Consider the following 20071-nt stretch of genomic DNA (forward strand, 5'->3'; position numbering starts at 1 on the left):
AGATGGTGACATTTCTCTGCTTGTCTACAGGATATGGGATGCTTGCGTTGTTCTTCTGAATGGATAGCCAGTTGAAAAAGGAGTGAGAGCCGTGTTTTCTTACACATTACGAAGGGTATTCATGGTGATTCCTGTTCTCTTAGGAATGTCGCTGGTTGTCTTTTTTATGATTCGAGCGATTCCAGGCAATCCGGCTCAAGTGATTTTAGGACAAAAAGCGACAAAAGAGGCTGTAGAAGCGTTAACTCATAAATTAGGGCTCGACCAGCCGTGGTACATTCAATATATCAAATACTTAGGTGGTCTGTTAAAAGGAGATTTAGGGGAATCAATTCGTACAGGAACTGCTGTGTCGCAGGAAATTTGGCCGTATTTAGCGGCGACATTAGAGCTGTCTCTAGCGGCGATGGTGATTGCCGTTGTCATCGGAGTGAACGCTGGTATTATTAGCGCATGGTTTCAAAATTCATGGTTCGATTATATTGCGATGATATTGGCGCTGATTGGTGTATCCATGCCGATTTTTTGGCTCGGATTAATGGAACAATGGGCATTTGCGATTCAGTTGGATTGGCTGCCGACGTCAGGGCGGGAAGATGTAAGAAATCCGATTGAACCGATTACCCATCTTTATTTAGTGGATACACTGTTACAAGGAAATACGGAACAGTTTATGCAAGTATTGCAGCATTTAATTTTGCCAAGTGTGGCTTTGGCCACCATTCCGATGGCGATTATTGCCCGCATTACTCGTTCAAGCATGTTAGAAGTGATGAAGTCCGATTATATTCGTACAGCACGTGCTAAAGGATTAAGCATGTTTTGGGTGGTGTACAAGCATTCGTTAAAAAATGCGATTATTCCCGTATTGACTGTCATCGGTTTACAAACGGGGTTATTGCTGGGAGGAGCGATTTTAACGGAAACGATTTTTAGCTGGCCGGGAATTGGGCGATATATTTATGAAGCAATAGGGTACCGCGACTATCCAGTGATTCAGTCAGGAATTTTAATTGTAGCAACGATTTTTATCTTTATTAACTTAATTGTTGACCTTCTCTATGCTGCAATTGACCCACGCATTAAGTACAACTCATAAAGGAGGGAACGAGCATGGCTGAACTCGCTCGAAATCAAGTGCCGCTGTCAACGGTACAAAAACAAGAGGAGCCTGTGTCTTTATGGCAGGAAGGATGGCGCAGTTTTAAAAAGAACAAAATGGCACTTGTAGGTACGGGAATTGTCTCATTTTTCATTCTGCTTGCAGTATTGGCACCGCTTATTGCTCCTTATGGGATTAATGAGCAAAATTTGTCGCTTCGATTACAGCCACCGTCATCAGAGCATTTATTTGGTACCGATGATTTCGGACGGGATATTTTATCGCGTGTTATTTATGGAGCGAGAATTTCATTATGGGTTGGCTTTTTTTCCGTGTTAGGTTCGGTCGTTGCCGGCTCATTGCTTGGAATCATTGCCGGCTATTATGGTCGCTGGATCGATGGAGTGATTTCGCGAATATTTGATATTATGCTGGCGTTTCCAAGCATTTTGCTTGCGATCGGAATTGTTGCCGTGTTAGGCCCCTCTTTGCAAAATGCCCTCATTGCGATTGCGGTCATTAATATTCCGAATTTCGGCCGCCTCATTCGTTCGCGTGTATTAAGCATTAAGCAGGAAGAATATATTATGGCAGCGAAAGCGATTGGCATGAGCGATATGCGGATTTTATTTCATCACATTTTGCCAAATAGTATGACACCGATTATTGTGCAAGGAACATTAGCGATTGCGACGGCGATTATTGAGGCAGCCGCGCTTGGGTTTCTAGGGTTAGGGGCGCAACCGCCGAATCCAGAGTGGGGAAAAATGTTAGCTGACTCCAAAGATTTTTTAACACAGGCACCGTGGACAATGTTTTTTCCGGGACTTGCGATTATGTTAACAGTGCTTGGATTTAACTTAATGGGGGACGGCTTGCGTGACGCCTTAGATCCGCGTATGAAAAGCTGACAAACAGGGCTATCTCTTGAACTGAGATAGCCCTGTTTATTCGTTTGCTAAGTCTTTGGTTGGTAAAGAGTCATCTTTATGATAGTGCTGAAAGCTTTCAATTAATTTGTCTAAATGGTCTAATTGTTCTCCGTAATCAATAATGGCTCCAACTAAAGAAAAGAGATGGTATTCGTTTCCTTGCTGGCTATACTTATAAAATGCTTCGATCAATCGTTTTTTTTCGTTACATGCCTCGTTAACAATTTCGGAGTCCGATTGGCATTTTATTTTGCCGATAAACTTTAATAACATTTGTTCATGATAATAGAGTAAGCAGTCGAGTTGTGAGCGGATCGTCTGCTGAAACTCGGCAGGCATATGATACAGTTCGTTTTCGAGACGATGAAGAATTTTTAATGTGTTTAGAGCTCGATTCGTTACTATAATCATTTGACGATATAAGACAAGTTTTCTTGACTTTTGGAAACGATTTTTTTGAAAATAATTTCTTTCTTCTTTATACATTAAATAAAGGTGTTCAAGTTTCGTCATGTTTTCTTTCATTTTTTCGATATCGTTTTTTAAAATATGATGTTCAGAGGCATGTCTTGTATTGACACGAATCCATTTTAAAATATTTTCTGTATTTTCCGCAATTTGATAGTAGAGTTTCTTTTCGTATTTCGGTGGAAGAAAGATCAGATTGACGAAAAACGCAGCCAACACTCCAAGCATAATCGTGGAAAAGCGAATGATCGCAAAGTCAATAAACTGATCTTCTGTATATTCCATAATGGCAATGACGGTGACTAACGCGATGGAAATGGTTGATTCTAGTCGCATTTTTAAGCAGAGTGCAATGACAAGCATAGCTGTTAGCCCAATAATGAAAGGATCATGACCAAACAAAAGCACACCGACGATGGCGAAAATCGCTCCGATTACGTTTGCCTGCACTTGTTCGATAAGGGACAAATAGGAGCGATAAATGGTCGGCTGCATGGCAAATACAGCAGAGATACCAGCAAATACTGGAGAAGGCAATTTTAATAGGGTCGCTAAAAAAAGTGCTAATGTAACGGCAATCCCCGTTTTTAAAATGCGGGCACCGAGCTTCATCGTAAATTCAAACCCTTCCTTCTTATTTCACTTAAACAATTCAGTAATATACACTGTTTTATCCACAATATCAAGAGGAAAACAACGGTACTATATATATGCCCTAATCAACGGAGGGATGAACAAGAAAAAAGGGCATCTCGTTAGCAACGAGATGCCCTTTTTTCTTGCATTATTCAGTAGAAACAGAAGGATCAGCTTGTTCTTTTGTTGGGATGACTTGGAAGAAGTGATCTTCTGGTTTCTCAAGTAAAGGTTTTAATGAATCTGCTTCTTCATGTTGTTCATGTTCGATAAGTAAAGCGATATATTTGAAAAGCAATTCTTTGACATCTTCTTTACCTTGTTCATTTAACCGCTCGATGCGTACCTGCGCTCCTTTTGCAATACGGCGTTCAAGCGCGGCTTTGGTTAATCCCATCTCCGGCTGATGACGTAAGTAGACGACTCCACCTGTCATACCGGCACAAATCCATGGACCTGGGTCACCAAGAACAAGGCCGCGTCCGTTTGTCATATATTCAAAGGCAAATCCTTTAATATTGGCGCGTGCACCGATATTTCCATGTTCTTGTTCTGGGATTGGTGTTGTCACTTGGCCACCGATAATCATATCGGCACCTGAGAGACGAATGCCAGCACGGGCATCTGCATTTCCTTGAGCTACTAACAGCCCTTTTTGTGCACCGTAGCCGAATCCTTTTCCAACAGAACCGTTATAAAACTTTCCGTCTTTTCCTTTTGCTTTAAAAATGAGAATGCTGCCGCCAAATACTGTTTTTCCGATTCCATCTTGCCCACCGCCGTCGACGTGAATGTGAATGCCGTGGCTGTTGTAAGCGCCAAGACCGTTTCCTGGAATAGACCCTTTTTTGTAACGCAATATGATGTTTGGTAATTTTTTATAAGATCCATCAAGACGGCCACGAATGCGATGGCAAGACACGCGGCTACCAAGGACGCGTTGCTCGGAAGTGACCGTTGTAAATTCACGAGAGCGCTGTAAATCTTCAACATGGTAATCGAGATACTCAGCTCCAGCGGCCACAAGCAATTGCGATTCCTCGATGCTTGCAGCGACTTCTTTTTGAGCAAATTGTTCGACTTCTAACACTTCAAGCAAATTCGTTAAATTCATTTGCTCTAGGCCTCTTGTCTGTTCTAATAAATCTGAACGGCCGACAAGATCTTGTAATCGTTCGTATCCGAGCGCAGCCGTTAAGGCTTTAAGCTCGTTTCCAAATGAAGTAAATAAATTCATTAATCCTCGAACCGCTGAATCGAATTGCCGAGGAACGAATCGACGCAATCCATGCTCTTTGGCTTGTGCTTCTGACTCGATTTGCGTTGCGATGCCGACATGGCAAGTATCTAGATGACAGCCTCGGCATGTCGTACAGCCAATCGCAATCATCGAAAGGGTGCCGAAGCCGATTCGATTCGCTCCAAGCAGCATCACTTTAATGACGTCAAGAGCACTTTTAATGCCGCCGTCTGCCCAGATTTCGACTTTATTTCGCAATCCCGCTTCTAATAAGGCATTATGCGCGGCTTTTACGCCGATTTCGACCGGCAGCCCAACGTACTGTAATGCGTGAATACGCGCTGCTCCTGTTCCCCCATCGAAGCCGCTCAATGTAATAATATCTGCGCCTGCTTTAGCGATGCCGACGGCAATTGTCCCGATGTTTGGTACAACAGGTACTTTAACGGCAACTTTTGCTTTATCATTGGCCGTTTTGAGCTCGGCAATCATTTGCGCCAAGTCTTCAATTGAATAAATATCATGATTATTCGATGGTGAAATTAGGTCAGAACCGATTGTTGCATTACGGGCTTCAGCGATTTTTGCAGTAACTTTTGAACCTGGGAGGTGACCGCCTTCCCCCGGTTTTGCCCCTTGCCCGATTTTAATTTCTAATAGATTTGAAGAGTTTAATAGCTCCACGTTCACACCGAAACGACCAGAGGCGATTTGCTGGCCGCGTGTGCGCGGATATTTGCCAAGCATATCTTTAATTTCGCCGCCTTCACCGTTTAAGCTGACCATGTTTAGTCGATCTGCTGCTTCAGCGTAAGCGCGGAACGCCACTTCGTTTTGCGAACCAAACGACATAGAGGCGATAACAAATGGCAGGCTATGATCGCCAACGCTAATATCGACTTTTTCCACAGGGACGTCTTTTCCTGTTTTCTTCAAATCGAGTAAATGGCGAATCGTCGTTGGTGTTTCTGTTTCTAGCTCGTTCAATTTTTCGCGATAGTTATCATATGATCCGGTTTGTGCCACTTCGCCAATCGCTTTCCAAACGCGCGGCAAGAGATGGAATGTTTTTCTTGGCTTCGCGTTTTCGTTGACATAGTCTTCCGCACGGGCAAGCGCATCTTCCTTCAGTGCTTGAAAATCGTATTTTAACGAATTGGAACCGAAGAAGTTCACAATCTTTAGCACGTCAGCAATTTCATTGTGTAAGCCGATGGAAGAAAAGAGGCGGCTATATCCTCTCAACTCATGAATACCGATCGTTGAAATGACTTTCTCTAAGCCTTTATTGAGCGCATTAAACAAGTTGACAACTGGTTTCAGAGATTCTTCTGCTGCGACCGTCGCAAACATTAAATATGGGCTGATGATGTTTGCTCCTAATCCATAGGCTACAATGAAATCGTGAAGTGAGCGAATTGCACCGGAGCGAAGTAAAATGGAACAATCGCGTCGCAATCCATTTTCTGTTAATGATTGATCAATCGCTGATGTAATCAGTAACGGATCAATCCATAAATTTCCGTTTTGGTGTGCTTCGGAATCATCAATGATCAGCAATGTTTTGCCGGAACGAACGGCTTCGCATGCTTCATGAGAGAGGCGCTGCAACGCTTCCTTAATGGTTTCGTCCGCCGTAAAGGTTGCTGAAAGCACGTATGATAGTTTTTTCGACTGGAACGAATAGACAATTTGATCATAAGAAGGATGGCCTAATTCTGTTGCACAATCATAGCCTATTTTGCCTTCAATGAGAATAGGTGAGCCTAGCTCAATCACATACGATGCTTCTGTTGCCTCCAGTAACGACGGCCGTTTTCCGACAATGGTTCTTGTTGAGAAGTGCTCCGTTTCGCGGTCGCGGTCAATCGCTGGATTTGTCACAACAGCAACGCTTTCTTTAATGAAGTCAGCAAGATTTTTCCTATTCGGATCAATCGCCGCAAGCGGTGCGTCATGACCTAGGGATCGAATGGGTTCTGCTCCTTTTTCCGCCATTTGTTCAAGAAGTTGAATATGTTCACGATCCCAGCCGAACGCAGCGTATTGACCGTTGTGTACCTTTGTAGGGGCTGCTACAAAAATCTGTTTGTCTAAAAAAGGGGGATCAAGGCGTTTTCGGAAGTTCGTAATATCGAACCGTTTGGAAAAGCGCGTATATACTTCTTCTTGAAATCGTGCGTATTCAAATACTTGAATGGAACCATCATCTGACCATTTCAGCCCGACTTTTTCACCTGGCGCAAGCGGTTTTGGCTCGCCTGTATATTCACTTGCTGGAATGATACCCGGCTCTGAAGAGAAAATAAATCGTTCTTCTGTTTCTAATTTCCAAAGCGGACGCAATCCAAGGGCATCAACGCTAAATACCGCTTCATCCCCATAGCGAGAGATGATACCGGCTGGGCCTTGGGCAAAGTGCCCCCAAGCCTCGCGAATATAAGTATATAAATCTTGAAGATGAGCTGGATATGACTTCATCTCATTAATAATGGGTGGGAACAGTATATCTATTGTTTCAAATAAGCTATAGCCGTGACGGCAAATGAGTGTCTCCATTGTGCGGCTTAAATCTTGTGAATCACTGCCGCCATTCGTTAATGGGACATCAATCATTGTTGCTTCGTCACGGAGTTTTGCTATCGTATTAATTTCTCCGTTGTGCCCTAATACGCTAAACGGTTGAACACGGAAAAAGTTCGAAAGCGTATTAGTTGAATAACGGTTATGTCCTAATGTCATTGTAGAAGCGACAAGCGGGCTGGCTAGGTCGTGATAATATTTTGGTAAAATATCACCAGCTCCCATCACTTTGTAGACGACATGGAAGTTGCTTAATGACGCAACATGGACGTTTTCGTCTTCTTCAATTTCGATAAGCAAATCGAATAGACGTTGTACAAGATGATTGCGATCGTTTGGCAGCAAAGCCACTTGCCAGAAAACAGGCTCTTGTCGCAATGCAATGGGTCCTAATGCGCTAGAAGACGTAACGCTGTCAGATTCAAAAATAAGAGACAAACGAAATTTTTTAAACAAATGTTTCATTTTTGTCTTTGCGTCTTCTACATCCGCAGAACGATTAATGAAAATATGGCCGACTGTAAAACTATCGCTATTAGCAATTTCTGGATTTTGTCCTACATTTGCTAACTTTTCCATCCAAAGTTTTCTTGGTATATCGATATGAATGCCGACTCCGTCTCCTTCCCCGTTAATAAAACCAGCGCGATGGTTCATTTTTACAAGAGCATTGATACATGTCATTATGTTGTCTCGTGTCGGGATGCGACGTTTTTCGATGGCAGAAACAATTCCACAGGCATCGTGTTCTGCGTGATGGAAGGCTTTAAAAAGGCTTGGATTCCAACGTTGTTTCATACTGAGTGGCGTTAAAGTGGGAGGAGCCCACCTCTTGCCGTTCACCTCCTGTGAGCAATCTTTCTATAAGAAGTGTAGAATGGATAACGATAAGGGGGGTAAGAATTTTCAGAATTTATAGTCTATCTTACCATGTTCGAAAGATGAAATCAATTATTTATTCATTTTTAGGATAGAATATTCACATTGGAGGAAAGGAAAACGTAACTTATTGTAAACGATTTCAATAGAGGGGATATAAAAACAGAGGGGCTTTTTCCCCTCTGTTTGTTTTTGCATATTTATTCATTTTTTTAATGATTTGAATGCATTTTCAACCGCTTCGAGTGTATACTGGATATCTTTTTCTGTATGAGCGAGGGTAATGAACCATGCCTCATATTTGGAAGGGGCGAGGTTGATTCCTTGTTTTAACATGAGCTTGAAAAATTTCGCAAACATTTCCCCGTCTGTTCGTTCTGCTTGTTCGTAGTTTTCTACTTTTTCCGTTGTGAAATATACGGTTAATGCACCTTTAAGACGGTTAATTGTAATCGGAATATCATATGTTTTGGCGTGGGCTAAAATGCCTTTTTCAAGCATTGAACCGAGACGATCAAGATGCTCGTAAACCCCATCTTGTTGCAACACTTCTAGGCAAGCGATGCCAGCGAGGATAGAAGCAGGGTTTCCTGCCATCGTTCCCGCTTGGTACGCCGGACCGAGCGGGGCGACTTGTTCCATAATATCCTGGCGTCCGCCGTATGCCCCAATCGGCAGCCCGCCGCCGATAATTTTTCCAAGTGCGGTTAAATCTGGCTTCACTCCTAATAAATCTTGCGCTCCTCCGTACATAAAGCGAAACGCGGTAATAACTTCATCATAAATAACAAGCGCTCCTGCTTGGTGGGCTAATTCATTGATCGCTTCAAGAAAACCAGGCTTTGGTTCAACGATACCGAAGTTGCCGACAATCGGCTCAACAAGTACCGCGGCAACTTGATCGCCCCATGTTTCGATCGCCTGTTTGAACGAATCAATATCGTTAAATGGGACGGTGATAACTTCTTGGGCGATACTTTTTGGTACACCGGCGGAGTCAGGAGTTCCTAACGTAGACGGACCTGAGCCTGCCGCGACAAGGACAAGATCAGAGTGACCGTGATAGCAGCCAGCAAATTTGATGATTTTGTCACGCCCTGTATAGGCGCGTGCGACGCGAATCGTTGTCATGACCGCTTCTGTTCCCGAGTTGACGAAACGAACTTTTTCCAATGAAGGAATGGCTTCTTTCAACATTTTCGCAAACGTGATTTCATATGGAGTCGGAGTCCCGTATAATACTCCATTTTCTGCCGCACGTTGAATTGCTTTTGTAATGTGCGGATGGGCATGTCCGGTAATAATTGGTCCGTATGCCGCTAAGTAGTCAATATATTTGTTGCCGTCAACGTCCCAAAAATAAGCGCCTTGCGCGCGTTCCATCACGACCGGAGCACCGCCGCCGACCGCTTTATACGAGCGGGAAGGGCTGTTGACGCCGCCAACAATATGTTCTAACGCTTCTTTATATAGCTGTTCAGATTTAGTGAATTGCATGCTTGAAAGCCTCCTAAACGAGTTTCTTTACTGCTTACTATTCTAACATATTTGTTTGAGCATACAATTTGTTTCTCATTTCGACTTTGGATAAACTATTGCCTATGTGGAGGTAGTGAAAATGGTCAATGCAATTGAAGTGGAAAAACTGCGTAAAGAATTTAAATCATATTCGAGTCGTGCAGGACTAATAGGAGCGTTTCGCGACTTATTCACGAGAAACTATAAAATCATTCGTGCTGTCAATGATATTTCGTTTACCGTTAAGCAAGGAGAAATGGTCGGATATATCGGAGAAAACGGCGCGGGGAAATCAACAACGATTAAAATGTTGACTGGAATTTTGACGCCGACTTCGGGGAAGGTCATTGTGAACGGAATGATTCCGCATAAAGAACGGGAAGCATTCGTGCGAACGATTGGTGTGGTCTTCGGACAGCGCTCGCAATTATGGTGGGATATTGCTGTACAAGAGTCGTTTCGTTTGTTGAAAAAAGTGTACCGCGTATCTGATCGGGATTATAAAGAACATATGGAACATGTCATTGACACGCTTGATATCGGTCCGCTGCTAGACAAGCCTGTTCGCAAGCTGTCTCTTGGGCAACGGATGCGCTGTGAGCTGGCAGCTGCTCTTATCCATAATCCACCGCTTTTGTTTTTAGACGAGCCGACGATTGGATTAGATGTGTTAGTGAAACTCAAAATCCGCAAGTTTTTAAAAGAAATCAATGAAAAATATAACACAACGATTTTATTGACGACCCATGACATTTCCGATATCGAAGCGTTATGCGAGCGCGTCATTATGCTCGATGAAGGGAAAATTATTTACGACGGTTCATTGCAGCGCCTAAAAGCAAATTGGGGAGAAGGAAAACAACTTCAATTTACGTTTGCAAATGAAATCAGGCTGGACGCCTTGTACGCGCTAACAAACGGATTACCAGTCAAATGGAGAAAAGGGGAGCAGGCCAATGCTTGGGTCGCTCATGTGTCACCGTCTCTTGTGCCTGAAGTGATTAGCCGCGTTGTTTCCGGTTATGACATTCAAGACATGAACATTAACGAAATTTCAACAGAAGAAATTATCCGCAACATCTATGAAGAAGGTGTTGTCCATGGATAAATATATCGAAATGATTCGCATTCGTTTTTTAATGATGCTCGCTTATCGTACGAATTACTACACCGGTATTCTCATTTACAGCATTAATATCGGAGCGTACTATTTTCTCTGGTCAGCGATTTATAGTGACAAGCCGTCAATTCAAGGAATGTCAATTGAGCAAATGACGACGTATGTCGCTGTTTCCTGGATGGCGCGCGCGTTTTATTTTAATAATATTGATCGTGAAATTGCTATGGAGATTAAGGAAGGAAAAGTGGCGGTCGAATTGATCCGTCCTTATAGTTACCTAGGAATGAAGACAATGCAAGGGCTAGGAGAGGGGATATTTCGGTTATTGTTTCTTTCGCTTCCTGGCATGATCATTGTCATTTTTCTTTTTCCTCTTCATTTTTCAACGAATGTAAGTACATGGATATATTTTGCTCTGTCGATTACGTTAAGTTTCATCATTAATTCGGAGCTGAATTTGCTTGCGGGCGTTGTCACGTTTTTTACTCTCAATAATGAAGGGTTGTTGCGTGCAAAACGGTTTATCATCGATTTATTTTCCGGTTTAATTTTGCCGATTAGTTTTTATCCTGCTTGGGCGCAAGAGGTGATGAAATATTTTCCTTTTCAAGGCATCAGCTATATTCCAAGCATGATTGTTACGGAGAGTTTTCAAGGTCAGGCGGTTATTGATGGATTGCTATTTCAACTTGTTTGGAGTGTGATGTTGCTCATCCCGATTCGGTTGTTGTGGCGAGCGGCGAAAAAACAGCTTGTCATTCAAGGAGGGTGAGGTGAGTCAATGTTTTATGTATCTGTGTTTTTTCAATATATGGCGCAATATATAAAGACGAAATTGCAATATCGCACTGACTTAATTGTTGAGTTTGTGTCAGACCTTATGTTTCAGGCGGTGAATTTAATTTTTATTCTTGTTGTATTTGGTCACACGCAGCTGTTACATGGGTGGACACGCGATGAAATTCTGTTTATTTACGGCTTTTTCTTAGTGCCATACGCGGTGTTCGGAGCATTTTTTAACATTTGGGATTTTAATGAGCGCTATATTGTGCGCGGTGAAATGGATCGTGTGCTGACGCGTCCAGTGCACAGCTTGTTTCAAATCATTCTTGAACGCATGGAGTTAGAATCGCTTCTTGGCGGAGTGACCGGAATCATTATTATGATATATGCAAGCGCACGTTTGCATTTAGTGTTTCATTGGTATGATGTTTTGGTTTTTATCGTTTTTGTACTAGGCGGGGCGCTTGTGTATGCAGGGGTGTTTATCTCGCTGGCTACGATTAGCTTTTGGTCGGACGCGAGAAGCTCAATCATGCCGATGATGTACAATATTAGCAACTACGGACGTTACCCCATCGATATTTACAATCGATTTATTCGCTATATTTTAACATGGATTTTGCCGTTTGCGTTCGTTGGAGTTTATCCTTCCGCTTATTTTCTCGGCAAAACAGAATGGTATGGTTATGCATTTTTAACACCGGTCATGGGTCTCATCTTTTTTATAATTGCTGTTTTCCTATGGAACGCAGGAGTAAAGCGGTATCGCGGAGCAGGAAATTAAGAAGGACAGGAATATCATTTCCTGTCCTTTTACATGACTTTTGCAATTTTTTTAATGTACAGAGAGCGAATAAAGAAATAGTAAACCAGTTGCACAGCCAAAAATATCACAATGACAAGTACGCTTGTTTTTACCACTGAACCTGATACCATATTTTGCAGCATTTTAAAGGCAAATCCTGCATGGATAGTCGCGATGGCAAATGGTATGAAAAAGAGAATGGCAACTTGTTTGGCAGCAATCTGTTTCATTTCTTTCATTGTTAGGCCAAGTTTCGCAAGGGAATGGTATTGTTTTATATCCTGTTCCAAATCATTATACAGTTTAAAATATAAAATGCTGTCAGCGGCTAAGAAGAACAGGATGCTGACAAAAAATCCGATAAAGAGCATAAGCGAGAAAGTTTCTTTCATCAAGTTAAAAAATTCCAAACGGTTATTCGATATGTTATAGTCGATGTTCTTATTTTTTTTAATGGAATCGTTGAGCTTCTCGATTACCGATGTTTTTGACTCCCAGTTTTTATATGATGCACCAAAATAATATTGTGTCGTTTCTTGGGTGGCGAAGTGACTCAATTCCTGAAACAATGGATCAGGAACAACTAACGTATAGCCAAGATATCCTGAAGGATTAATCACCGGCTGCTTGATTGGTTTATTTAATTTAAGTGTAACGATTTTATTACTGTTTTTTATGGAAAGGGTAATCTGTTTTCCTTGAATCGGCTCATATCCCTGATCAGGAGTAGGATGCATGAAGGTAGCTGTATTTTCTGGCAGAGACACATGTGGTTGGCCAGCTAAATCAGCGAATTTGTTGTAATCTGTTACGCTCATAAGCAGAAGATTTTGCATCACATAATTATTTGGTTGATCAGGATTATATACACAAATGAAAGTAGCTTGGTGGCCAGCGAAACGAATATGTTCAGCCTTCAAAATACTCTTCAGCATATAGAGTGTCTCTTCAAACAAATCTTTAGATCCTGTTTTTGACACAAGCGCGATAGCATGTGGAAGCCTTGCTTCTGCCTCCGCTTTTTTTCCAAAATACAGATTGGCTAGCACGCCTGTTGATGTAAATGTGACCGCTGTTAAAATGGTTACCATACTTAAAATTCTGGCGTTATCTTTGAGTTTATAGATGAGTTCAGCGGCTGTCACTAAGTTTGTGCCGCGATAGTAGGAGCGTTTTCGTTTTTTGTAAAAGCGTAGAAGCCCAATGCTTGCTTGGGTGTATAAAAAGTATGTTCCGATCACGACAAGACATAAAATTGGTATGACTCGTTTCGTCATTTGTATGATGTTCGAACTATATGCCAAGTAGTAACCAATGATTAGACATACCGTGGCTAAAATGGAAAGCCATATCGAGTAGAAAGGCGGCTTTTTTGGTTGTTTTGCCGCTTTTAATAAATCAATTACTCGCTTGGAACGGATGGTCGTCAACGTCATCACAGTAATGATTTCAAAAATAGTAAGGAATACCGATGCCGTTATGGCGATCGCTTTCCAGTCAATGTAATAAGACAATGGAGACTGTAAATCTAAAATAACGGAAAACATCATAAGAAAGACTTTAGTAAATAAGGCGCCAAACGCAGTGCCGGTTACAATTGCTAAAATAGCAATGATCGTATTTTCTAATATAATGAGTTTGTTTAGTTGGCTACGAGTAATTCCTAGTAATGTAAGCAAGCCAAACTCTTTTTTACGTAATTTTAAGAATGAACTCGTCGAATAAAAAATAAAGAAAGTCGCAAATAGAAAGATAATCACTTCTGCACTAACCATTCCTTTTCTTACCGATGGACGAATCGAGCCGTTTACAACATCAGGATGGAAAATAAATGCGGCATACATAAAAAAGACGGTAACAGCAAAGGTGCTGCTGAAAAAGTATGCAGCATATCGTCCGAAGCTTCGTTTGACATTATTAAGGGCGAACTGTCGAAATGTCATTCACATTCCCCCCTAGCAGTGAAAGCACATCGAGAATATCTTGAAAGAACGCTTGTTGGTTACGGCCTTTGCGTATTTCGGTAAACAGTTTGCCATCTTTAATGAATACAATCCGTTCACAGTAACTAGCCGCAAAAGGATCATGTGTCACTATCATAATGGAGATGCCGTGTTGTTGATTTAATGAAGTTAATGTGTCCATGACGTCCTTAGAAGATTTAGAATCAAGATTCCCTGTTGGCTCATCAGCAAAAATAAGCAATGGTTCGTGAATGATTGCTCGGGCAATGGCTGCTCGTTGTTGTTGTCCCCCGGAAACTTCATATGTCCGCTTATCTAAAATCTGATCAATCCCTAATGCTTTGGCTACCGATTGTAATCGCTGCTCCATCTCTTTTACCGGAACTTTGTCCAATGTGAGAGGAAGAATAATATTTTCCCCGATTGTTAATGTATCTAGTAAGTTAAAGTCTTGAAAAACGAATCCTAACTGTCTTCTCCGAAACAAAGCGAGCTCTTTTTTAGATAGATGTGCCATATTTGTTCCTTCTATTATGACTTCCCCTGTTGTAGGAGTATCGATGGTGGCTAAAATGTTAAGCAAGGTTGTTTTTCCGCTTCCAGAAGGCCCCATTACTCCGACAAATTCTCCCTTTTCAATGGATAAACTGAAATTATCTAACGCTCGATGAGCAATTGATAAATTTGAGCGATATATTTTCGTAATGGAGTTTGCTTGTAAAATCGCCATAAAAAAACCTCCCTTGTTTTTCTATCATTGATTATACGAAGGGAGGCAAAAATAACCTATTGATTTTCCTTACAATTCTCGCTAGCAATCTTACATTTTTGTCACATTATAAAAGGTGATTGTTACTTTTGTTCCTTTTCCTTCCTCAGATGATATAGTAATTCCGTGTCCTAAACGATCAAAAATTTGTTTCACAAGGTACAATCCCATTCCTGTTGATTCGGCAAAGCGCCGTCCATTCATCCCTGTAAAAAACGGTTCAAACACACGACTGATATCTTGCGAAGGAATACCAACTCCAAAGTCTTCGACCGTCAAGAACACTTGGTTTTCTTGTTGCAAAGCAGAAAGAATGATTTTTTGATTTTTTCCTTTTGAGTATTTAATCGCGTTTGTCACAATTTGACTAAGGGCAAACTGAAACCATTTTTGGTCCGTCTCAATGAAAATGGTTTCAGGAATCGACATCATTGGGTAAATGCGGTTGCGTATGAAAGCACGTTTGTAGTGTTGAACGACATCGCTCACCATTGTCTTTAAAGATAATCGTTTTACATGGAAATCGTGCGAGAATTGTTTTATTCGTTCCGAGTAAAGCATAAGTTCAAGGCCATGTTGTAACCGCTCTAATTCTTCATGCATGCTATTCAAAAACTCGCGGTCTGATTGACTTTTTATATCATAATTTTGTAAAAGCAAATCAATGATAGATAAAGGTGTTTTCATTTGGTGAGTCCATTGGTTGATAAATAGCGACAAATCATTCATTTCTTTGCGAAGTGATTGGATCTCATGAATGTAAAAATTATACTGGTCATGAAGTGTTTTCTCAAAAGCCAAAAATAACGGAGAGCGGGCAAAAGTTTGTATGCTCATATCTAAGCCGCGCAAGGTGGACGATAACAGTTGGTATGCTTTATATTGTTGCCAGTAACGGAACGATAAAAAAAGAAAAAGGAATACTACGCTTATTACAGTAAGATAAACAAAAATGCCGCGAGTTGGGGGGAAGGATTGCTCTAGCATGTATAAATAAACAATAAATAAAATAAGTAAAACGTGTATCAAATGAAAACACATAAACGGGATATGCTCACGTAAAAATAATTTCATGATAGTTCACTCCACGTATCTACGATTTTATAACCTGTTCCACGAACGGTTTCAATGGCATTTTTGATTCCGAGTTGTTGCAGCTTTTTGCGAACGCGTGTAATGTTGACAGACAGAGTATTGTCATCGACAAAATCAACATCGTCCCATAACGACTCAAGAAGTTCCTCACGGGATACAATTTTTCCTGCCTTTTTTAACAAACGTTCTAGTAAGGTAAATTCTTTTTTCGTTAGCTCGATCGTATGTTGATGCCATTGCACCATATGTTGATCATAAAGAAGGTACAGTCCTGATACTTCATATATGTGTGGCTGCAACGGATTGGCGTAAGAACCGTACGTTCTTCGTAGCAAGCTTTTTATTTTGGCCATAACGAGATCAAAATTAAACGGTTTCGTGATATAATCGTCAGCTCCATTTTCTATTGCCATGATTTGGTTCATCTCATCACTGCGAGCGGAGATAAAAATGATCGGGCAATTCGAGATGGTTCGAATTTGCCGACACCAATAAAAACCGTCAAAGCGCGGAAGATTGATATCCAGCAGCACAAGATGGGGACAAAATTCGACAAATTCCTTTTTAATATCGGTAAACTGCGAAGCGATATGTACTTTATATTCATATTTTTCAATGTGCTCCTTTAACATGGAAGCGATTTTATAATCATCTTCTACAATAAGAATGGTATGCATTTTTTCCTCTCCCTCACCATTCGATCATGCTTCTATTATAACGAATTCTTTCTTTAGGGAATATTTGACTTTGTTTTTTCGTATATATGTATGGACAAGTACGAGGTGAGAGAGATGGAGTATGCATTTGTTGGAATTGTGGCAACGGTCTTGCTTGGAAGTATGATTTCCATATGGACAACACAATTCAAGTCAACTCGTTATATTTCATTAGAAAATTTATTTGTTCTCATTTTTTTGTATATGACGATGATGATGGGATTTGGACTCATATACATGGTGCTTAAACTCAATGGGCACGATGTGTTTATCAAATCAGTGGATGGAACAACGAATGAATGTTTTACTGTTCTTCAAGATAGTCTTTATTTGAGCGCCACGACGTTATTATCAGTCGGGTATGGCGACATTACTCCGATTGGCATAGGAAGATGGCTTGCTGTGATCGAGGCGCTATTAGGCTACATTATGCCAGCAACTCTTGTTGCCCGTGCTGTGATCGACTGGGAAAAAAGATAGACGTTGCAATTTTTTTCTTGTTTCGTTACGCTAGAGATAGAAATGATAATGGCGGAGGGAAAAAGATGTCGCTACAAATTGGGCAACCTGCACCAGATTTTACATTACCAGCAAGCAATGGGGAAATGGTGGCACTTTCTGATTTTCATGGAAAACATGTAGTGCTGTATTTTTACCCGAAGGATATGACTCCGGGATGTACGACGGAAGCGTGTGATTTTCGTGATTACCACGGAAAGTTTCGTGATTTAAACGCCGTGATTTTAGGAGTTAGTACAGATTCTGTGGAACGGCACAAAAAATTTATTGAAAAATACGATTTGCCGTTTTTGCTGCTTGCAGATGAGAAACATGAAGTGGCCGAAACATATGGCGTGTGGAAGTTAAAGAAAAATTTTGGAAAGGAATACATGGGAATCGAACGTTCCACGTTTATTATTGATAAAGATGGAAAGCTAGTCAAAGAATGGCGGAGCGTAAAAGTAAAAGGACATGTCGAAGAAGCATTGACGTATATTGTAAAACATTTAACATAAATGGGTATGTGTCTATACAAGTATGTAGTGATTTGCGTATGTTAATGTAGAGCACACCCACCTCAAATGAAACAGTGTTCGTGCGGAAGGATATTCCGCACATTTTTTATGCTAAAAAAGCGAACAAACTCATATATTAAGGATACGAATATTGACAAAGTATATAAAATGCTTGTAGACTAATTATAAAAATTATAAAATAATAATTCTTTTTTTATAAGGAAGCGAGGTGCATGGCGGTGTCTGAAAATCATCAGTTAAAAGAGGCGCTTGATACGTTGAAGCAAACAGGAGTACGCATTACTCCGCAACGTCATGCGATATTGGAATATTTAATTAGCTCGATGTCACACCCGACAGCAGATGAGATATATAAAGCACTAGAAGGAAAATTTCCCAATATGAGCGTAGCAACCGTTTACAATAACTTGCGTGTTTTTAAAGAGGTAGGACTAGTAAAAGAGTTAACATATGGTGATTCATCAAGCCGCTTTGATTTTGTTACGTCTCATCATTACCATGTGATTTGCGAACGGTGTGGCAAAATTGTCGATTTCCATTACCCAGGATTAGACGAAGTTGAGGCATTGGCTGCACATGTAACAGGATTCAAAGTAAGTCATCATCGCATGGAAATTTACGGTACATGTCCAGATTGTCAAGATGGACACCATCGTCATTAAAGAGCTGATAGCAAGCATAGGCTATCAGCTTTTTTTCTTTTTACGGTTGTACTTTTCATCAAATTCCTTGCCGGCTAAATCAGGGTCTAACGTTAACGGTTCGCTACAATACATACACATATCGACCCTTCCAAGCATTTTCGTAATTTTGCCGCAGGTTGGGCAAACAACTTGAACTGTTCTTGTCGATAACATACCAATCCAAAAATACACAACCGTACTGGCAATAATAAAAAGTAGTCCTAGAATCATAAATAATGTCATAATCAACATAGAGGTGCGAAAAAATACGCCTATATACATCACGATAAAGCCGACAAAAATTAAACTTAAAGCAAATGTGCGAATCTTGTTAATTTTGCTTGAATATTTGATTCCCATTTCATTTGTCCCCCCTACACACAACTATATCATAAAGTTTAGTCAATCAGGTCGATTTTGAACAAATTCATAAAGAGGATTTTCGCGATTATTGTCGAATAAAGCATAAAAATATCTAGGAAATATGGAGGAAAAGAGTGATGGAGGATTTACTGCGCCCTATTTACCAAGAGCGGGCAAGTCATCGCAATACACTAGGCATTTTAATGGTTGAAAAAAAAATAAATAATTCTGCAATTACTGATACATTTGATATCATTTTATTAGTTATTGGAAAGGAAATTCCAGATTCTGTTTTTATGAAGCATTACATGTCAAAGGAACAGAAAGCAGCCTTGTACATTGTCGATGAGAAACAATTAAATGAATGGCTCCTTCTCGGTTCCAACCGGAAAGTCATCGACTGGGTATTGAATGGGAAGGTCTTATTTGATCGTAACGAATATGTACAACAATTACGAAACCGCATGATGGAGTTTCCGCAGGAAACGAGACAACTAAAAATGGGATTAGAATTTGCCAAACTAATCCGACGGTATACAGATGGCAAAGTATTTTTTGAATCCAATCAGCTGTTGGATGCTTACAATCATGTAATTCATGCTCTGCACCATTTAGCGCGACTAGCAGTGATTGAGCAAGGATTTTATCCTGAAGTAACCGTATGGAACCAAATAAAGCAGATCGATGGACAAATCTACAAACTTTATGAGGAATTGGTCGGAAGTGAAGAGCCTTTAGAGAAACGATTGGAGCTCTTGTTTTTAGCAAGTGAATTTTTGATTCACTCTCGAATTTTGTCTGGATCTGCTCACTTGCGAAAAATATTGAAACAAAAAGATGAACCATGGAGCATATCAGAAATTGCCCAACACCCGGAGCTTAAACCGTACTCCGTTGATCTTGTTATTATGTTAGAATATTTGGTGGAAAAAAACATCTTATCCGTTGAAAAAGTCGCAACTAAAAGCCCACATATATTTCATCGTTACTATCAACTGAAAGATAAAGAATAATGCTTTGTCCGTACTTAGTAGATGAACACGGCTCTTCAACTAGGAGAATAAAGAAGAGCCTTTCTTTTATAATTTTAATGAAGAGAAGATAAGGTTTGCATTCCTCAACAAAGGCTAGACAAAAAAATTCTTAAAAAGTATTGACTTCTATATAAAAAGGTGATAAATTATAAAACGTCGCTACGGAACATTGATTACAAAAATAGTTATGAAATAAAAAAGTAGTTGACAGATAAGAAATATGAATGTTATTATAAAAAAGTCGCTCAAAATGTTCTTTGAAAACTGAACAAAACGAAGCGTCCACGTCAATTTGCTAGGTTGTTTAACTTTCTATGGAGAGTTTGATCCTGGCTCAGGACGAA

General features: G+C 40.6%; 17 protein-coding genes. 9 read left to right on the forward strand and 8 right to left on the reverse strand.

All coding sequences use genetic code 11. The features are described from left to right. Positions 1-91 precede the first annotated feature (91 nt). Both HNR31_RS16165 and nikC read left to right on the forward strand, forming a co-directional pair. Positions 92-1099: an ABC transporter permease gene (locus tag HNR31_RS16165; protein WP_181557217.1), complete on the forward strand. Its 1008-nt coding sequence runs from the start codon at positions 92-94 to the stop codon at positions 1097-1099. A 14-nt stretch (positions 1100-1113) separates the two neighbouring features. After that, positions 1114-2013, forward strand: coding sequence for a nickel transporter permease (gene nikC, locus HNR31_RS16170; RefSeq protein ID WP_181557218.1), 900 nt, complete (start codon positions 1114-1116; stop codon positions 2011-2013). 36 nt (positions 2014-2049) lie between these two features. On the opposite strand, the gene HNR31_RS16175 is transcribed toward nikC, so the two are convergent. The 3 genes from HNR31_RS16175 to HNR31_RS16185 all read right to left on the reverse strand — a co-directional run bounded on the left by HNR31_RS16175 (position 2050) and on the right by HNR31_RS16185 (position 9337). Next, positions 2050-3114: an FUSC family protein gene (locus HNR31_RS16175; RefSeq protein WP_181557219.1), complete on the reverse strand. Its 1065-nt coding sequence runs from the start codon at positions 3112-3114 to the stop codon at positions 2050-2052. A 172-nt stretch (positions 3115-3286) separates the two neighbouring features. Then, complete coding sequence (locus tag HNR31_RS16180; RefSeq protein ID WP_181557220.1) at positions 3287-7759, reverse strand: glutamate synthase-related protein; 4473 nt, start codon at positions 7757-7759, stop codon at positions 3287-3289. Positions 7760-8044: 285 nt separating this feature from the next. Further along, positions 8045-9337: a glutamate-1-semialdehyde 2,1-aminomutase gene (locus HNR31_RS16185; RefSeq protein ID WP_181557221.1), complete on the reverse strand. Its 1293-nt coding sequence runs from the start codon at positions 9335-9337 to the stop codon at positions 8045-8047. 121 nt (positions 9338-9458) lie between these two features. On the opposite strand from HNR31_RS16185, the gene HNR31_RS16190 reads away from it, so the two are divergent. Genes HNR31_RS16190 through HNR31_RS16200 form a run of 3 tightly spaced genes read left to right on the forward strand, consistent with a single transcriptional unit; the run spans position 9459 to position 12045 of the window. Continuing rightward, on the forward strand, positions 9459-10466 hold the full coding sequence (locus tag HNR31_RS16190) for an ABC transporter ATP-binding protein (RefSeq protein ID WP_181557222.1): 1008 nt from the start codon (positions 9459-9461) through the stop codon (positions 10464-10466). Beyond that, entirely contained in the window at positions 10459-11250 is a 792-nt protein-coding gene (locus HNR31_RS16195; RefSeq protein WP_181557223.1) for an ABC transporter permease, read from the forward strand. Before HNR31_RS16190 ends, HNR31_RS16195 begins: the two co-directional genes overlap by 8 nt. A gap of 9 nt (positions 11251-11259) precedes the next feature. Then, positions 11260-12045, forward strand: a complete 786-nt coding sequence (locus tag HNR31_RS16200) for an ABC transporter permease (protein WP_181557224.1) — start codon at positions 11260-11262, stop codon at positions 12043-12045. A gap of 29 nt (positions 12046-12074) precedes the next feature. Here HNR31_RS16200 and HNR31_RS16205 read toward each other — a convergent pair whose 3' ends face one another. From HNR31_RS16205 to HNR31_RS16220, 4 genes are all read right to left on the reverse strand, one after another. After that, complete coding sequence (locus HNR31_RS16205) at positions 12075-14009, reverse strand: FtsX-like permease family protein (protein ID WP_181557225.1); 1935 nt, start codon at positions 14007-14009, stop codon at positions 12075-12077. Continuing rightward, a complete protein-coding gene (locus HNR31_RS16210; protein ID WP_181557226.1) occupies positions 13984-14760 on the reverse strand; it encodes an ABC transporter ATP-binding protein in 777 nt (258 codons plus the stop codon). The genes HNR31_RS16205 and HNR31_RS16210 overlap by 26 nt, the downstream gene beginning before the upstream one ends. 90 nt (positions 14761-14850) lie before the next feature. After that, the gene (locus tag HNR31_RS16215) at positions 14851-15873 is read right to left on the reverse strand and encodes a HAMP domain-containing histidine kinase (protein ID WP_181557227.1); all 1023 of its coding nucleotides are present in this window, start codon (positions 15871-15873) and stop codon (positions 14851-14853) included. Beyond that, positions 15870-16571, reverse strand: a complete 702-nt coding sequence (locus HNR31_RS16220; RefSeq protein WP_181557228.1) for a response regulator transcription factor — start codon at positions 16569-16571, stop codon at positions 15870-15872. The genes HNR31_RS16215 and HNR31_RS16220 overlap by 4 nt, the downstream gene beginning before the upstream one ends. Before the next feature lie 114 nt (positions 16572-16685). On the opposite strand from HNR31_RS16220, the gene HNR31_RS16225 reads away from it, so the two are divergent. The 3 genes from HNR31_RS16225 to perR all read left to right on the forward strand — a co-directional run bounded on the left by HNR31_RS16225 (position 16686) and on the right by perR (position 18309). Continuing rightward, the gene (locus tag HNR31_RS16225; protein WP_181557229.1) at positions 16686-17090 is read left to right on the forward strand and encodes a potassium channel family protein; all 405 of its coding nucleotides are present in this window, start codon (positions 16686-16688) and stop codon (positions 17088-17090) included. Positions 17091-17155: 65 nt separating this feature from the next. Continuing rightward, positions 17156-17626, forward strand: a complete 471-nt coding sequence (bcp, locus tag HNR31_RS16230) for a thioredoxin-dependent thiol peroxidase (protein WP_181557230.1) — start codon at positions 17156-17158, stop codon at positions 17624-17626. Positions 17627-17859: 233 nt separating this feature from the next. Next, entirely contained in the window at positions 17860-18309 is a 450-nt protein-coding gene (gene perR, locus HNR31_RS16235; protein WP_181557231.1) for a peroxide-responsive transcriptional repressor PerR, read from the forward strand. Positions 18310-18333: 24 nt separating this feature from the next. Here the strand turns inward: perR and HNR31_RS16240 are convergent, their stop codons facing one another. After that, positions 18334-18690, reverse strand: coding sequence for a YgzB family protein (locus HNR31_RS16240; protein WP_181557232.1), 357 nt, complete (start codon positions 18688-18690; stop codon positions 18334-18336). 140 nt (positions 18691-18830) lie between these two features. Here HNR31_RS16240 and HNR31_RS16245 point away from each other — a divergent pair, with 140 nt between their 5' ends. Beyond that, positions 18831-19706: a nucleotidyltransferase-like protein gene (locus tag HNR31_RS16245; RefSeq protein WP_181557233.1), complete on the forward strand. Its 876-nt coding sequence runs from the start codon at positions 18831-18833 to the stop codon at positions 19704-19706. Positions 19707-20071: the final 365 nt, after the last annotated feature.

The organism is Thermaerobacillus caldiproteolyticus, assembly GCF_013761245.1.
In the GTDB taxonomy this organism is placed as follows: domain Bacteria; phylum Bacillota; class Bacilli; order Bacillales; family Anoxybacillaceae; genus Thermaerobacillus; species Thermaerobacillus caldiproteolyticus.

Coding starts and splice junctions, on each gene's coding strand:
- nikC (WP_181557218.1), top strand. CDS start 1,114: ATGGCTGAACTCGCTCGAAATCAAGTGCCGCTGTCAACGGTACAAAAA.
- HNR31_RS16175 (WP_181557219.1), bottom strand. CDS start 3,114: ATGAAGCTCGGTGCCCGCATTTTAAAAACGGGGATTGCCGTTACATTA.
- HNR31_RS16180 (WP_181557220.1), bottom strand. CDS start 7,759: ATGAAACAACGTTGGAATCCAAGCCTTTTTAAAGCCTTCCATCACGCA.
- HNR31_RS16185 (WP_181557221.1), bottom strand. CDS start 9,337: ATGCAATTCACTAAATCTGAACAGCTATATAAAGAAGCGTTAGAACAT.
- HNR31_RS16190 (WP_181557222.1), top strand. CDS start 9,459: ATGGTCAATGCAATTGAAGTGGAAAAACTGCGTAAAGAATTTAAATCA.
- HNR31_RS16195 (WP_181557223.1), top strand. CDS start 10,459: ATGGATAAATATATCGAAATGATTCGCATTCGTTTTTTAATGATGCTC.
- HNR31_RS16200 (WP_181557224.1), top strand. CDS start 11,260: ATGTTTTATGTATCTGTGTTTTTTCAATATATGGCGCAATATATAAAG.
- HNR31_RS16205 (WP_181557225.1), bottom strand. CDS start 14,009: ATGACATTTCGACAGTTCGCCCTTAATAATGTCAAACGAAGCTTCGGA.
- HNR31_RS16210 (WP_181557226.1), bottom strand. CDS start 14,760: ATGGCGATTTTACAAGCAAACTCCATTACGAAAATATATCGCTCAAAT.
- HNR31_RS16215 (WP_181557227.1), bottom strand. CDS start 15,873: ATGAAATTATTTTTACGTGAGCATATCCCGTTTATGTGTTTTCATTTG.
- HNR31_RS16220 (WP_181557228.1), bottom strand. CDS start 16,571: ATGCATACCATTCTTATTGTAGAAGATGATTATAAAATCGCTTCCATG.
- HNR31_RS16225 (WP_181557229.1), top strand. CDS start 16,686: ATGGAGTATGCATTTGTTGGAATTGTGGCAACGGTCTTGCTTGGAAGT.
- bcp (WP_181557230.1), top strand. CDS start 17,156: ATGTCGCTACAAATTGGGCAACCTGCACCAGATTTTACATTACCAGCA.
- perR (WP_181557231.1), top strand. CDS start 17,860: ATGGCGGTGTCTGAAAATCATCAGTTAAAAGAGGCGCTTGATACGTTG.
- HNR31_RS16240 (WP_181557232.1), bottom strand. CDS start 18,690: ATGGGAATCAAATATTCAAGCAAAATTAACAAGATTCGCACATTTGCT.
- HNR31_RS16245 (WP_181557233.1), top strand. CDS start 18,831: ATGGAGGATTTACTGCGCCCTATTTACCAAGAGCGGGCAAGTCATCGC.